At 43.1% G+C, this 14240-nt stretch carries 13 protein-coding genes, 1 tRNA gene and 1 riboswitch; of the genes, 2 read left to right on the forward strand and 12 right to left on the reverse strand.

The window, feature by feature from the left end; genetic code table 11:
- Positions 1–5: 5 nt before the first annotated feature.
- The 7 genes from oppB to moaA form a co-directional block, all read right to left on the reverse strand.
- Positions 6–926, reverse strand: a complete 921-nt coding sequence (gene oppB, locus ACMAZD_RS12150; RefSeq protein ID WP_108020640.1) for an oligopeptide ABC transporter permease OppB — start codon at positions 924–926, stop codon at positions 6–8.
- Between the two features lie 116 nt (positions 927–1042).
- Positions 1043–2674, reverse strand: coding sequence for an ABC transporter substrate-binding protein (locus tag ACMAZD_RS12155; protein ID WP_435247418.1), 1632 nt, complete (start codon positions 2672–2674; stop codon positions 1043–1045).
- A gap of 630 nt (positions 2675–3304) precedes the next feature.
- Positions 3305–3778, reverse strand: a complete 474-nt coding sequence (moaE, locus tag ACMAZD_RS12160) for a molybdopterin synthase catalytic subunit MoaE (protein WP_435247419.1) — start codon at positions 3776–3778, stop codon at positions 3305–3307.
- A 2-nt stretch (positions 3779–3780) separates the two neighbouring features.
- Positions 3781–4026: a molybdopterin synthase sulfur carrier subunit gene (gene moaD / locus ACMAZD_RS12165; RefSeq protein ID WP_435247420.1), complete on the reverse strand. Its 246-nt coding sequence runs from the start codon at positions 4024–4026 to the stop codon at positions 3781–3783.
- Positions 4023–4502: a cyclic pyranopterin monophosphate synthase MoaC gene (gene moaC / locus ACMAZD_RS12170; protein WP_435247421.1), complete on the reverse strand. Its 480-nt coding sequence runs from the start codon at positions 4500–4502 to the stop codon at positions 4023–4025. The genes moaD and moaC overlap by 4 nt, the downstream gene beginning before the upstream one ends.
- A 12-nt stretch (positions 4503–4514) precedes the next feature.
- Positions 4515–5027, reverse strand: coding sequence for a molybdenum cofactor biosynthesis protein B (gene moaB / locus ACMAZD_RS12175; RefSeq protein ID WP_435247422.1), 513 nt, complete (start codon positions 5025–5027; stop codon positions 4515–4517).
- Between the two features lie 92 nt (positions 5028–5119).
- Positions 5120–6109 carry a GTP 3',8-cyclase MoaA gene (gene moaA / locus ACMAZD_RS12180; protein WP_435247423.1) on the reverse strand — a complete coding sequence of 330 codons (990 nt, stop codon included), beginning with the start codon at positions 6107–6109 and terminating at the stop codon, positions 5120–5122.
- A riboswitch (molybdenum cofactor riboswitch) is annotated at positions 6098–6250 on the reverse strand. (Overlaps the previous gene by 12 nt.)
- Before the next feature lie 194 nt (positions 6251–6444).
- Between moaA and ACMAZD_RS12185 the strand changes: the two genes are divergently transcribed.
- Positions 6445–7332 (forward strand): YvcK family protein, encoded by an 888-nt coding sequence (locus tag ACMAZD_RS12185; protein WP_435247424.1) that lies wholly within the window; start codon positions 6445–6447, stop codon positions 7330–7332.
- 96 nt (positions 7333–7428) lie between these two features.
- Here the strand turns inward: ACMAZD_RS12185 and luxU are convergent, their stop codons facing one another.
- The 3 genes from luxU to uvrB all read right to left on the reverse strand — a co-directional run bounded on the left by luxU (position 7429) and on the right by uvrB (position 11531).
- On the reverse strand, positions 7429–7773 hold the full coding sequence (luxU, locus tag ACMAZD_RS12190) for a quorum-sensing phosphorelay protein LuxU (protein WP_435247425.1): 345 nt from the start codon (positions 7771–7773) through the stop codon (positions 7429–7431).
- Positions 7774–7796: 23 nt separating this feature from the next.
- Positions 7797–9185, reverse strand: a complete 1389-nt coding sequence (gene luxO, locus ACMAZD_RS12195; protein ID WP_435247426.1) for a quorum-sensing sigma-54 dependent transcriptional regulator LuxO — start codon at positions 9183–9185, stop codon at positions 7797–7799.
- A gap of 315 nt (positions 9186–9500) precedes the next feature.
- The gene (gene uvrB / locus ACMAZD_RS12200; RefSeq protein WP_435247427.1) at positions 9501–11531 is read right to left on the reverse strand and encodes an excinuclease ABC subunit UvrB; all 2031 of its coding nucleotides are present in this window, start codon (positions 11529–11531) and stop codon (positions 9501–9503) included.
- A gap of 509 nt (positions 11532–12040) precedes the next feature.
- On the opposite strand from uvrB, the gene ACMAZD_RS12205 reads away from it, so the two are divergent.
- Positions 12041–12116 (forward strand) — tRNA-Asn (locus ACMAZD_RS12205).
- A 213-nt stretch (positions 12117–12329) separates the two neighbouring features.
- On the opposite strand, the gene ACMAZD_RS12210 is transcribed toward ACMAZD_RS12205, so the two are convergent.
- Complete coding sequence (locus ACMAZD_RS12210) at positions 12330–12770, reverse strand: hypothetical protein (RefSeq protein WP_435247428.1); 441 nt, start codon at positions 12768–12770, stop codon at positions 12330–12332.
- Between the two features lie 19 nt (positions 12771–12789).
- A complete protein-coding gene (locus ACMAZD_RS12215) occupies positions 12790–14121 on the reverse strand; it encodes an excinuclease ABC subunit B (protein ID WP_435247429.1) in 1332 nt (443 codons plus the stop codon).
- Positions 14122–14240 lie beyond the last annotated feature (119 nt).

Raw genomic sequence — 14240 nt, forward strand, 5'->3', positions numbered from 1 at the left:
CCTGTCTAGTAGCGAATTTTCGGGTCTATGACCGCTAACAAAATATCAACAATCGCGTTGAATAAAATGAATAGGAAACCAATCAAGATGGTGACTCCCATAACGAGCGAGTAGTCGCGGTTGAACGCAGCGTTAACAAACAACTTGCCGATACCGGGTAGGCCGAAAATGGTTTCAACAACAACGGAGCCTGTAATGATACCGACGAAAGCAGGCCCCATATAGGAAACAACCGGGAGTAATGCTGGTTTAAGCGCGTGTTTAATGACGATGTAACGGTAGCTTAACCCCTTCGCGCGAGCGGTACGGATAAAGTTACTGTTCAATGTTTCAATCATCGAACCACGCGTAATACGTGCAAAGGTTGCAACGTAGAGGAACGACATCGCAAGGACAGGCAACACAAGATATTTCGCCGAACCATCTAACCAGCCACCAGCCGGGAAAAGGTTGAAATGTAATGAAAATACGTAGATCAAAGCAGGGGCAAGTACAAACGAAGGCATAACAACCCCGAGCATGGCTGTCGACATGATGGTGTAATCAATCCAAGTATTGTGTTTTAACGCAGCGATGGTACCAACGGTGACCCCCATGATGACCGTAAAGATAAAGGCGATGAAACCGACTTTGGCCGATACTGGTAGCGCAGCAGAAATCAGTTCATTAACCGAGTAATCCAAATACTTAAACGAAGGGCCAAAATCACCTTGCAGGATATTCGTCAGGTACGTGGTGTACTGCTCAAAAACTGGTTTATCTAGGCCATATTTAGCTTCAATATTTGCCATAACTTCTGGCGGTAGAGCACGTTCGCTTGAAAACGGGTTACCTGGGGCGAAACGCATGAGACAAAAAGAGATAGTGATCAGCACCAACATGGTTGGAATTGCTTCAAATATTCTTTTCATAATGAATTTAAGCATAAACTCACTCTTTTAGACTGTGACAATGAAAATGAAGGAAGCGCTACATGCGCAATCTGCGCATGTAGTGCCAATATCGTTATAGTTATGTTAACGTTTGAGGATAGAAATGGTGATTATTGCGCCTTGATATACAGGTCTTTTGAATAAATCATTTCTTGTGCGTTATTCGCAGGGAAGCCACCGACATGCGGGTTCAGTAGACGAGTCTTCACATATTGATAGATAGGGACAATCGGCATTTCTTGGGCCATAAGCTTTTCAGCCTCTAAGTACAAAGCTTTACGCTCTTGCTCTGATGTAGAGTGAATGGCATTGTCGATTATAGTGTCGTATTGCTTACTGCCCCAATGTTGACCGCCGCTGGTGTTTTCACTTGTCATGAGCGTGAGGAACGTCGATGCTTCATTGTAGTCACCACACCAGCCAGCTCGAGCCACTTCAAAGTTACCCGTATCTTTAGAAGACAGGTAAGTCTTCCACTCTTGGTTCTCAAGCGTAACTTTTAAACCCAGCGTTTTTTTCCACATAGAACCAAGCGCTACAGCTACTTTCTTATGGTTTTCATCCGTGTTGTAGAGAAGAGTAAACTCTAAAGGATTATCTTTAGTGTAACCCGCTTCTGCTAGTAAACGCGCCGCTTCCGTATTACGTTCTTTTTGCGAAATTTTACCGTACTGTGGCAATTCAGGGTTGAAACCGGCTGTAATTTCAGGCGTTAAAAAGTACGCAGGTTTCTGACCTTGCCCCATAATGGCATTCGAGACGATATCGCGGTCAACCGCATAAGAAATAGCCTTACGCACACGAACATCATCAAAAGGCTTTACCTTGGTGTTAAAGTTGTAGTAATAGCTGCAAAGGTTACCCACAACGGAAAGATCCTCAGGGTGTTCTTTCTGCATGCGTTTGAAATGCTCAATTGGTAAATCATATGAAATATCAATTTCACCCGAGAGAAAACGGTTCATCTCTGCATTAGAGTTTTCGATAGGAAGGATCGTCACTTTATTAATAACAGTTTTGTCATTATCCCAATATTGTTCATTACGCTTAAAAACCATACGCTCGTTAACGACCCACTTATCAAGAACGTAAGCGCCATTACCAACAAAATGTCCTGGCTTAGTCCATTGGTCACCGTACTTCTCTACCGTTGCCTGATGAACTGGCTTGGTCGAGGTGTGCCCCATCATCATCACAAAATAAGGAACAGGAGTTTCAAGTTCAACAACTAACGTATGTGCGTCTACTGCTTTCACACCTAGTGTACTTTTATCTTTTTTACCCTCAATAATTTCTTTGGCATTCGCCATCTTAGTAAATTCCATATACCAAGAATAAGGAGAAGCCGTTGCAGGATCAACAAAGCGCTGCCAGCTGTAAACGAAATCTTGAGCGGTCACAGGGTCGCCGTTAGACCATTTTGCGTCTTTGCGTAAATGAAAAGTAAAGGTTTGGTTGTCTGTCGTTTCCCAGCTTTCTGCTACACCAGGAATAGTATTCCCATCACTGTCTTGGTTGACAAGGCCTTCTAGAAGATCGCGAATCACGTGAGACTCAGGTACACCTGATGACTTATGAGGGTCAATAGTCGCAACTTCAGTACCATTACCACGAACGATTTCTTGTTTTTCAGCTAGCTTGGTACCAGCAGGGACTTCAGCAGCGATAGAAAGAGTAGAAGTGGCAGCCACTGCCAAACCAGCACCTAGAAAAAGGGCCTGAGTGATTTTATTTTTGTACATTTAATAAACTCCAAGTTTTATGTATTGCATCCATGACATCTTTGCTTGGTTCACTGAACGGCAGTGATTTAGATTGGCTTAGCTTAAAATTTAAGCATAAAAAGCTAAAACGTTACAAAGACAGAAGCACACACTATCAATCATTGGAGTTATTTTCCACAAACAAGTCGTAAAACATGGATAACTCTCCAACAAGATCAATATTTCAGCATAAATATCTAATAAAGTACCAAATGCATAGCGAGATGTGTGTGTGCACTTCGACATTAACCATATTTAATCTTATAAACTGACTTTATAAGTACTGCATTCGTCATCATATGTTTAAAATCGCAGAAAATTTAACACTTCACAAACAACAAGAACAAATAATGATTACATTCAACCGCAGTTGGATACAGTTTTTGTGATAATCATCACTTGAAGATAATCAACAGTATCCCCTTCTAAAATACCACCCTTGCCGCATATCGAACCGTTAAAACAAAAAATTTGAATTTAAACTTATAAATAGCGACTAAAAACGCGAAAAACTTTATTTATATATCTATTTTTAGAGTACAAAAAAAGCCAACCTCACGGTTGACCTTCATTTCACAAACATCTTGACAAAATCTGCCACTTGATTGTTTATTTCACCCAGCGTTCTGCCGCTTTTGCATCCGAATCGCGAGAATCAACCCAACGAGTCGCTTCTGTCGTTCTTTCCTTTTTCCAAAACGGCGCTTTGGTTTTCAGGAAGTCCATAACAAACTCACACGCTTCAAAGGCGGCACCACGGTGTGCACTTGATACACCAACGTAAACAATCTGGTCACCAATATCTAGGTCACCCACGCGGTGGATAACTCGCATCTTCTGGATAGGCCAGCGCGCTTCGGCTTGATCACAGATCTCGCTCAGCGACTTCTCTGTCATTCCAGGGTAATGCTCCAGAGACAAACCAATCACGTTGTCGCCCAAGTTCATGTCGCGAACTTTACCAACAAACGTCACTACCGCTCCAGCTGCTGTACCTTGAGCAAAGTAATCGTATTCGTCGCCCACAGAAAAATCATCTGCAGTAACGAATACTCTTGGGTCAAGAACTTGAAAATCATTCATGGCTAACCTCCAGTAACAGGTGGAAAGAAAGCCACTTCGTCGCCGTCTTTCACTTCAGTCGTTAGAGGTACGATAGATTGGTTAAGCGCGGCCAGAAGCTTGCCCTCTTCCAAAGCGATGTCCCATTTACCTTCTTGCTGCACAAGATGGCTGCGAATGGCTTCAATCGTCTTCAACTGCGCATCAACTTCAACGCTATCGACACCGACAAGTTCACGAGTTTGAGCAAAGAACAGTACAGTAATCATGATTCCACCTTGAAGTGACCTGATTTACCACCGGTCTTCTCTAATAGGCGTACATTCTCGATAACGATGTCTTTCTGAACAGCTTTACACATATCGTAAATGGTTAGCGCAGCAACAGAAGCCGCCGTTAGCGCTTCCATTTCTACGCCTGTCTTACCAGCGAGCTTACAAACAGATTCGATGCGAACCTTATTCTCAGACTCGATAGCCTCAAGCTGAACTTCGACCTTAGTCAGCAACAAAGGGTGACACAGTGGAATCAGTTCCCACGTCTTCTTCGCCGCTTGAATACCAGCAATACGTGCCGTTGCGAAAACATCACCTTTATGGTGGCTGCCAGAAACAATCAGCTCTAGCGTTTCTGCTGACATTTGAACGAAAGCTTCAGCCCTCGCCTCACGTACAGTCTCTGCTTTGGCCGATACATCGACCATGTTCGCTTCACCAGACGCGTTAATGTGGGTAAATTGGCTCATGCTCAAACCACCTTATACAGAAAGATGTGGCATGAAGTTACAAGGACGGTGGCTCGCATTCATTTGTTGCTTGATGATCTTAGTCCAACCTGTGCGGCAAGCACCTGTAGAGCCTGGCATCGCAAAGATAACCGTGTGGTTAGCAAAACCCGCGATCGCACGAGATTGAATCGTCGATGTACCGATCTCTTCGTAAGACACTTGGCGGAATAGCTCACCAAAGCCTTCAACTTCTTTGTCGAATAGTGGCTTAAGCGCTTCCGGTGTGCTGTCACGAGATGTAAAACCCGTACCGCCCGTGATCATGATCGCTTGAACGCTTTCATCCGCGATCCACTTAGATACGATCGCACGGATCTTGTACATGTCATCGATAACGATTTGCTTATCAACCACGTTGTGGCCTGCTTCTTTAGCATGCTCAGTTAGGTAACCACCTGACGTGTCATTTTCTTCTGTACGAGTATCTGAAACGGTTAGTACTGCGATGTTTGCTGCTTGGAATTTGCTTTCTGCGTGACCCATTTGTTCACCTATATAAATTTTTCAATGATTAGACTGATTCGCCCAGCTTAAGCAAGCTGAGCGATAAAATGCTTTAGAGTATGTATAGCGGGTTAACCGCCGATTGACGCCAAGTTTGGAGTCATGCCGCTGTTGCCATCATGCAAGAAGTGGCTAACGGACTTGGTTTGAAGCTGAGCCTGAATTCGATCAATGAGCTCTTGATCTTGTTGATCTTCTTGAATCAGATCTCGCAGTTCAACACCGTGGTCGCCAAACAGACATAGGTGAAGTTTACCAGTCGCAGAAACACGCAATCGGTTACAACTCTCACAGAAGTCTTTCTCGTAGGGCATGATCAAACCAATTTCACCCTTGTAGTCAGGGTGGACAAACACTTGTGCTGGGCCATCGTTAACGGCTTTGACTTTTAACAGCCAACCGTTAGCAATAAGCTGATTGCGAATCGCAACGCCAGACACATGGTGTTTATCAAACAACTCGTCCATCTCGCCAGTTTTCATCAGCTCGATAAAACGTAATTGAATAGGTTTGTCTTTGATCCAATTGAGGAAGGCTGGTAATTCCTGACTGTTGAGGTCTTTCATCAATACAACGTTGACTTTGACTTGTTCATAGCCAACCTCAAACGCTCTATCAATGCCTCGCATAACCTCAGTAAACTTATTCTCACCAGTGATCTGATGGAACATGCGGGAATCTAAGCTATCCACGCTGACGTTTATATGGGTTAAACCAGCATCACGCCATTGCCCTACTTGTTTCTCCATGCGGTAGCCATTGGTTGTCGTGGCTACTTTTTCGATGCCTGGAGTAGAAGCAACGGTACGTATGATTTCAGGAAAGTCTTTACGCAGGCTCGGCTCTCCGCCTGTAATGCGGATCTTTGAGGTACCACAATCTGCAAACGCTTTTACAACGCGTTTGATCTCGGGAACACTTAAAAAAGACGAGTTTTTTTGCCCTGACGGTTTATAACCATCTGGCAAGCAGTAAGTACATTTAAAGTTACAGACGTCTGTAACCGACAAGCGCAAATAATAAAATTTGCGATGGAATCTATCTTCGAATTGTTGCGCCACGGAACACCTTTCCAAACACGGGAGGCATAATCATTTCCAATTAAGCCCTTGTGACAACATGTCACTGGCTCTTGATGCGTATCGGTACAGCAAATACCACTGTGCGACTTAGCATGCGAGAGCTCGGAGTTATGGCAACTGCACGTTATATTCACACGCGCAGTAGCTGAGTAATAAAATACTTAATATTTGTACGTGAATCTAGCTCTGATGACAAAAAGCGGGTCACATCGGCAAAAAAAACGCATCAAACCCTCAAAATAACTCTTGTTGAGTATCTGACGAGAAGCATTTAACCTAAATTATAGTTGGTAATAATCTAGCAAGAACAAAAAATGAATATTTACTCTTCAAAGAAAGTCGTAGCAATCGGTGGAGGCCATGGCTTAGGTCGTATGCTTGCTGCATTAAAAGACTTTGGTAGCAATGCGACTGGCATTGTTGCAACAACAGATAACGGTGGTTCAACCGGACGAATTCGAGACTGCCAAGGTGGCATCGCTTGGGGAGATACTCGTAACTGTATCAACCAATTGATCACCGAGCCTTCCATCAGTTCAATGATGTTTGAGTACCGTTTTCGCGGTCAAGGTGAGCTGGACGGCCATAACCTCGGCAATCTAATGCTTACGGCTTTGGACAACTTATCCGTTCGTCCGTTGGAAGCCATCAACCTGATCAGAAACATGTTGAAGGTCGATGTGAATATCGTCCCGATGACCGAGCATCCTTCCGATCTCACAGCGCTATCAATGGATGGTCGTTGGGTTACGGGTGAAACCAACGTTGACGACATGACAGAAAAGCTGCGCATGATGGACTTGTCTCCAGAAGTGCCTGCAACCAAAGAAGCCGTAGCAGCTGTCGAACAAGCTGACTGTATCGTTCTTGGCCCTGGCAGCTTCCTGACCAGTATTATGCCCCCTCTTCTCCTTCCAGAGATTGGGAAAGCCATCGCTGAGAACACCAAGGCTAAAGTTATCTTCATTGAAAACCTTTCGCCAGAACATGGCCCTGCAGGAAAAATGACGCTTCAAGAACAGCTTGAATGGTGTGAACGTACCTGCAAATCGAGAAAAATTGATGTCGTGCTAGGCAATGCACCGCACCCTGAACTTGAAGGGCTTTGGAACTGTGTGACCACCGATCTAGCCTCTCCTAACCGAGATTGGCGACATGACCGTTTAAAACTTCAACAAGCGATTCGGGCTCAACTAGCTTAGTGCTTGCAGCCTAGGCTAAACCACAGAAACCAGTAAAAACAAAAAAGGAGCATCATGCTCCTTTTTTAATATCTATTTATGCCACCATCAGCCGTTTTAGAGATCAGTCATCAACTGCTGATATTCCGTGTACGTTGATAACAGAAGTTCTTGCATATCATGAAAATCAACGTCTGTCACTGGTAGCGCTTGTTTCACTTTTGCATCCACACTAATCGCAAAACTACACAAAGAATCTGCGCCAAAGCTCGCGGCGCTGCTCTTTAAGGCATGGCTAATGTCGGCCAGATACTTCGATGTATCCGTGTTTTTATTGAGATCTAGGTGCTCATAATATCCTTTTAATTCACCTAAAAATATTTCCAGTAACACTGGAACATTCTCTTGCCCAATTTCACCGGCAAGCTCATCAACTTTTTGCTGATTTAATACTTTCATCATCGTTCTTTCTTATTGTTTGGTGATTACTGCTTCGCATTCCACGTTTGCAATTTACGGTAAATCGTCGATGGACTAACATCCAAGAAACCTGCCGCGCGTGGGATGTTGCCATCACACGCTTTTATGGCCTGTTCGATTGCCATTTTCTCAGTGATCCACAATGGGAAAATATCTTTTACTGTGATGTCCTCATTCTGCTTCTCTTTCAGTCGCAGACTGTTTTCAATCGGTTGATTCAATGGCGGCGGAAGCATGTTCAGAGTAATCTCTTTACCATTATTCAATACCACCACATTTCGTAATACGTTTTGTAGCTGACGAACGTTACCAGGCCACTCGTATTGGTTAAAGCGATCCAGCACTTCCTGAGCAAAACGCACAAAGGCCTTACCTTCCTCAACAGACATATAACCCAGCAGCGAGTACGCAATTTCAATAACATCTTCTCCACGCTCACGCAGTGGCGGCAAGTGCAAAGGAATCACGTATAAACGATAGTATAAATCTTCTCGAAAGCGACCTTCTTGCACTTCTTTCCAAGGGTCACGGTTGGTTGCACAAACAAAGCGCACATCAACGCTCTTCATTTTTGAAGAACCCACTTTTTGAAAAGTACCCGTTTGAATGAAACGCAGAAGCTTGGTTTGCAACTCAAGATCCATTTCGCACAACTCATCTAGGAACAGGGTTCCACCATCTGCGAGTTCAGCAGCACCTTGACGATCCGTTGCCGCGCCGGTAAAGGCCCCCTTAACGTGACCAAACAGCTCACTTTCAATCAAATCTTTAGGAATAGCGGCGCAGTTAATCGCGATGAAAGGCTTATCACCACGCTTACTCGCAGCGTGAATCGCTTCTGCACACACCTCTTTACCAGTACCACTTTCACCCGTGATGAAGATACTCGCCTTACTTGATGCTGCAGAATCAATCGTTCGGTAAACCTGCTGCATGGTTTGGCTGCTACCAATGAAGCCTTGATAGTTTTGATTACCGGGATGTTCAGCGCTGTTTTTGAGTTTTGTCGCTTTGCGGATCGCGTTGTTCACCGTAATACGAAGTCGGTCGGCTTCACACGGTTTGATAAGGAAATCTTGAGAACCATGACGCATCGCTTCAACGGCCGTATCAATCGAGCCGTGAGCCGTCATAAAGATCACAGGAACTTCTGGGTATTTTTGTTTTACAGCAAATAGCACGTCCATACCCGTCATATCAGGTAAACGTAGATCTAATAAAATAAGGTCAGGGATTCGATGATTCAAACTCTCAATTGCATCTCGGCCTGTGCCGACAATGTTGATATCAATTTCGAGCGGTGTAAGATACGAGCGATATAGAGCCGCTACCGAAGCGGTATCCTCTACCATCAACAAATACTTCGATTTGTTATCTAGCGTTTTTGATTGCATATCCCAGCCATTATAATTTGCATTTCTTATTATAATCGCATTCCGCTTTGCATTATGCAAATTAACCACAGTATTTGTGGAACATTTCTTTCTCTGTTTTAAACAATCAATGTGTTATCTATGTGGCACGAACGATGCAGTTATCCAATTGACCTTCGGGTCACCTAGCCAACTGACGTTGATCGTGGACTTTGTGTTCACAAACGTAAGCCAGTAGAGCATTTCCTACTGGCTGTTTTTTTGTCTGAAATACTCGCACTCTTGTCTTTTCAGATATGAACTTTTTAGTAAGGAGTGCGATTAACTAAAGTAAGGCTAGCTATTGGTAATAAACTGCTTTCTCAATTGTTCAATTTCATCACGCTTCTGTGCCGCCAATTCAAACTCCAAGTTCTGAGCATGTTGATACATCGCCGCTTCAAGCTTACTGATCTCTTTATCAAGCTGTTGCGGTGTAAGTACTGCATAACTTTCAGAAGGCTCAGCAACCTTAGATAGTGGAACTTGCTTAGATTGTCGTTGTTGTTTGGATTTGGTCAGGTCCCCCAGCTCCATAATATCTTTGATATTACGTTTAAGCGCTTGCGGCGTGATACCTTGCTCTTCGTTGTAAGCTTGTTGTTTTTCTCTACGACGATCAGTTTCATCAATCGCTTTTCTCATTGATTTGGTGATCGAATCACCATACAGGATAGCTCGACCTTCCAAGTTACGTGCTGCACGACCAATGGTCTGAATCAGAGAACGCTCAGAACGTAAGAAGCCTTCTTTGTCTGCATCAAGAATCGCCACCAACGATACTTCAGGCATATCCAAACCTTCTCGAAGTAAGTTAATGCCCACTAACACGTCAAACTCGCCCAGTCGAAGATCTCGAATTATCTCTACACGCTCAACCGTATCGATATCTGAGTGCAAGTAACGAACCTTAACACCATGCTCACTAAGATATTCGGTTAAGTCTTCTGCCATTCGTTTAGTTAGCGTCGTGACAAGCACGCGCTCTTCTTTCACTGAACGTATTCTGATTTCAGACAGTAAGTCATCAACCTGAGTCGCAACCGGACGTACTTCAATAATAGGATCAAGCAAGCCAGTCGGACGAACCACTTGATCAGCGATTTCGCCGTCTGATTTTTCAATCTCATAGTTACCAGGCGTTGCTGAAACGAATATCGTCTGCGGAGCGATAGATTCAAACTCTTCAAACTTCATCGGACGGTTATCTAACGCAGAAGGCAGTCTAAAGCCAAACTCAACCAAGGTTTCCTTACGTGAGCGGTCACCTTTATACATCGCCCCTATCTGGGGAACCGTTACGTGTGACTCATCGATAATCAACAGGCCATCATTTGGCAGGTAATCAAATAAGGTTGGAGGTGCCTCACCTTCATTACGTCCACTCAAATAACGAGAGTAGTTTTCAATACCTGAGCAAAAACCCAGCTCCGTCATCATCTCGATATCAAACTGAGTTCTTTGAGAGATACGCTGTTCTTCGAGAAGCTTGTTGTTGTCTTTTAAATATTGCGCCCTATCGCTCAACTCATCCTTGATCTTTTCAATCGCCTCAAGGATTTTCTCTCTTGGGGTTACATAGTGCGTTTTTGGATAAACGGTAAAACGCGGTAAGTCTCTCTGTTTAATAGCACCGGTCAACGGATCAAAAATACTGATACAGTCTACTTCGTCATCGAACATTTCGATTCGAACTGCGTCTTGGTCAGATTCTGCAGGGAAGATATCAATCACTTCACCACGGACACGAAACTGACCACGCTCAAATGCTACATCGTTTCTCGAATATTGAAGCTCAGCCAAGCGACGCAAAATATCACGCTGATCCATCACCTCACCACGACTCAAGTGCAGCATCATTTTCAAATAAGACTTAGGGTCACCAAGACCGTAGATAGCCGATACAGACGCTACGATGATAGCGTCTTTTCTTTCCAGTAAGGCTTTAGTTGCCGACAGCCTCATTTGTTCGATGTGGGCATTCACAGACGCATCTTTCTCGATGAATGTGTCTGTGGTCGGAACGTAAGCTTCTGGTTGGTAGTAATCGTAATAAGAAACGAAGTACTCGACAGCATTATTTGGAAAGAAAGATTTCATCTCACCATAAAGCTGAGCAGCCAACGTCTTGTTCGGTGCTAACAGAATAGCAGGTCTTTGCGATTGGGAAATGACATTGGCAAGAGTAAAGGTTTTACCTGAGCCCGTTACCCCTAGTAGAGTTTGATGTGCCAAACCAGAATCTAATCCGTCTAGTAATCTGGTTATCGCTGTCGGCTGGTCACCGGACGGGCTGTAGTCCGATACCAAATCAAAGAGTTTGCTCATAGGTTGCCATTTCCATACTGTGTTTTTAATCAGGTCATTGTCACTCTAGGAGCCATCTCGTTGCAACTATTATCTAGGGAAATGCGTCTTAAGATTGAATATCAGTGATAGCTTTTGTTTTTAGAACTTGGTATTATTCGTCCCCCTTAAAAGTTTCCTCAGCTAAATTACTCGAATTTTAATCCACTACTTTTCCCCAAAAGATCTAAAAATGCCGCCTGTTTTACTGTTTATTTTATAATCTGAAAAAGTTATACAAACGTGACATTTTGATACTACCTCTTTAAATACATCACGTTAGCTGTAAATTTTACATTTTCAGATTTACCCCAATTATTGTTGTTAAAGTTTCGCACACACACTTATCCACAATTTTGGTGGATAACTAAAGCAAAGCTAAATCCGATAAGGCGTTCAAGAAAGTAAAGTTATTTATCTTGTTTTTTTATGCTATTTTTGGTTGACAGAAAACAAGTCTCTTATTAAAATTTGCCTCGCTAATAAGCAATTCCCCTTTAGTTCAGTTGGTAGAACGGCGGACTGTTAATCCGTATGTCGCAAGTTCAAGTCTTGCAAGGGGAGCCAAATTCAGAAAAAAGCCCAATCGAAAGATTGGGCTTTTTTCGTATGTAAATGTAACTGTGACTAACTTGTTCCGAGTTAATGTCTCAGCCGAAGCATCGGCTTGCACTAAGCTCTGCGTTCTAGGGCGATCAAAAAAGCCACGAACGAATCCGTGGCTCGCTTAACTTTTGAGACTACAAACTACCCGAGAAGTAATGGGTCATTTGTATTGTATTACAGGTAACGAGCGATCGTATCCATTAGCACAGCTGCTACCTTATCATCGCCGGCTTTTTCGCCTTTGCTGTAGGTATTGATCTGACGCTTCGATGAATCATGGATATTAGTGATGGCTACCACTTCTCTCTCGATACCAAATCCAACCAACTTAATCATCAACTCTTTATTTTTGAATGAGTCGCCAACGATCACGATAGAGTTAAAGTCTTTCAGTAACTCTTTGGTCAATCCCTCAACTTCAACATCATTACTATCAATAAAAAAGATGTCTGCAGACTTCGTAGAGCTTCGTTCTCCGGCAGACTTCTGTTGGATTTGCTGCATCTCATTGAATACACCATTATCTTGCGTTCCAATGGTAGATAGGCTTGCAGCATTAGAAGCCAAAGACAATAGCAGTGTACTAGCAAAAATAGTACTTTTAACAAAATTCATTCTCTTTACCCTCTAATAACTAAAGAATTGTTTCTTTCATAATGCGGAAAGTTTGACCTTTATCATCAATAGTACAATCGGTATCGATCGTAATACCGTAGTTAGAATCTCTTTGATAAAGAAACGATTCATCCTCTGAAATTGACCAACTGCTACCATACATATTGAGATAGGCACGTGAAACCGTCACCGCATTACCGAATACCAGTTTTTGATCACGACAAGTATTCCAATCTGCAGTGTAGTTTTCCTGCCACGTCTCATAGCTCTTTAAGTCGTAAACTCGATACAGGTCTTCGCCCCATATCTCAGCAGCGTTCTTTACATGCCAAAACTCACTTGATGGATTATCTGCATACCAGCCAGCTTCTCCCACCGCTTTTGTATTGATCGTTTGAACCACGCTGTGACCAATATCATTACCCTCATCAACCGAGGTGTAATTCAACATACTGTGTGTTTGGCTCGACTCTTTAGTTTGGCTAAAACCAAAACCAACACCCAAGCCAGCAGAAGGACCATCTGATTTGCTGACTTCAAAAGATCCAGTAATATCGAAGCTAAAAGACGTACTCTCAGCTAAAGAAATCTCTTTGTTCACATTACTTGAACTTGGAAAGCTTTGCTGGTTCACAAACAGCTCACCATGATTGTGTTGAGGAAGACAATGATCGTTGTGTTTGTCATCTTCACACCTTTCACTTAAATACTTCCAAGTCAACCTTGTTTGCTCTTTAACATCGTTTGGGGCTTCATTAACCGCTCTGCGGTGCATCTGGTTGTAAGCATCCTCACCCGACATGAAATTAAATTGAGAATTTCCCTGGAAGATCTGACCTAAGTATCCTCCCGAGTAATGAAAATGCGGAGCAACCTTTTCATCTTCCCACTCGAGAAAATAGCCACCATCGGCAAGGGTTTGGCGCGTGACATTCATGCTGCCGTCAACTGCCATGATATAATTAGTTTTATTTGACTGAGAAAACATCAAAAGATCAATAGTACGTGCGACATCAACCTGTTCATGGATTTTGTACTTCTCCTTACCAGGGCCATAAGCACCATTCTGAGAGGTGATAATAAACTGCTCTTCAATTTGACCATCTTCTATTCTGGCATGCTGACAGAGGTTCGCAATTTTTCCAGGTAAACCCTGCTGCTCTAGATGATTATTAATGTATTCTACGTTGGCATTAAAGATATCACAGGCTGTTGCCGGATCATCGTACGCAACATACTCATCAGCCCCTTTGAAGTAGGCATCAGCAATTCCTGGGATAGGAGATGCATGCGCATAACCAGATAACATGGAGACTGTTATCAAGCTCAAACTGAAACTTTTTAATTTCATCAATCGTTCCTTTTAACTGCATTTACACCAATATCGATGCCTTTTAAAATTAGCGAGTCAAAAGAATATAATCACAATTAAATTGTGATAAAAAAATCTATTTTATTGTTGAATATTCC

Source organism: Vibrio sp. nBUS_14 (assembly GCF_051201655.1).
GTDB lineage: Bacteria > Pseudomonadota > Gammaproteobacteria > Enterobacterales > Vibrionaceae > Vibrio.

Excerpts from the sequence above, each read along its gene's own strand:
- oppB (WP_108020640.1), bottom strand. The coding sequence starts at position 926 with ATGCTTAAATTCATTATGAAAAGAATATTTGAAGCAATTCCAACCATG.
- ACMAZD_RS12155 (WP_435247418.1), bottom strand. The coding sequence starts at position 2,674 with ATGTACAAAAATAAAATCACTCAGGCCCTTTTTCTAGGTGCTGGTTTG.
- moaE (WP_435247419.1), bottom strand. The coding sequence starts at position 3,778 with ATGAATGATTTTCAAGTTCTTGACCCAAGAGTATTCGTTACTGCAGAT.
- moaD (WP_435247420.1), bottom strand. The coding sequence starts at position 4,026 with ATGATTACTGTACTGTTCTTTGCTCAAACTCGTGAACTTGTCGGTGTC.
- moaC (WP_435247421.1), bottom strand. The coding sequence starts at position 4,502 with ATGAGCCAATTTACCCACATTAACGCGTCTGGTGAAGCGAACATGGTC.
- moaB (WP_435247422.1), bottom strand. The coding sequence starts at position 5,027 with ATGGGTCACGCAGAAAGCAAATTCCAAGCAGCAAACATCGCAGTACTA.
- ACMAZD_RS12185 (WP_435247424.1), top strand. The coding sequence starts at position 6,445 with ATGAATATTTACTCTTCAAAGAAAGTCGTAGCAATCGGTGGAGGCCAT.
- luxU (WP_435247425.1), bottom strand. The coding sequence starts at position 7,773 with ATGATGAAAGTATTAAATCAGCAAAAAGTTGATGAGCTTGCCGGTGAA.
- luxO (WP_435247426.1), bottom strand. The coding sequence starts at position 9,185 with ATGCAATCAAAAACGCTAGATAACAAATCGAAGTATTTGTTGATGGTA.
- uvrB (WP_435247427.1), bottom strand. The coding sequence starts at position 11,531 with ATGAGCAAACTCTTTGATTTGGTATCGGACTACAGCCCGTCCGGTGAC.
- ACMAZD_RS12210 (WP_435247428.1), bottom strand. The coding sequence starts at position 12,770 with ATGAATTTTGTTAAAAGTACTATTTTTGCTAGTACACTGCTATTGTCT.
- ACMAZD_RS12215 (WP_435247429.1), bottom strand. The coding sequence starts at position 14,121 with ATGAAATTAAAAAGTTTCAGTTTGAGCTTGATAACAGTCTCCATGTTA.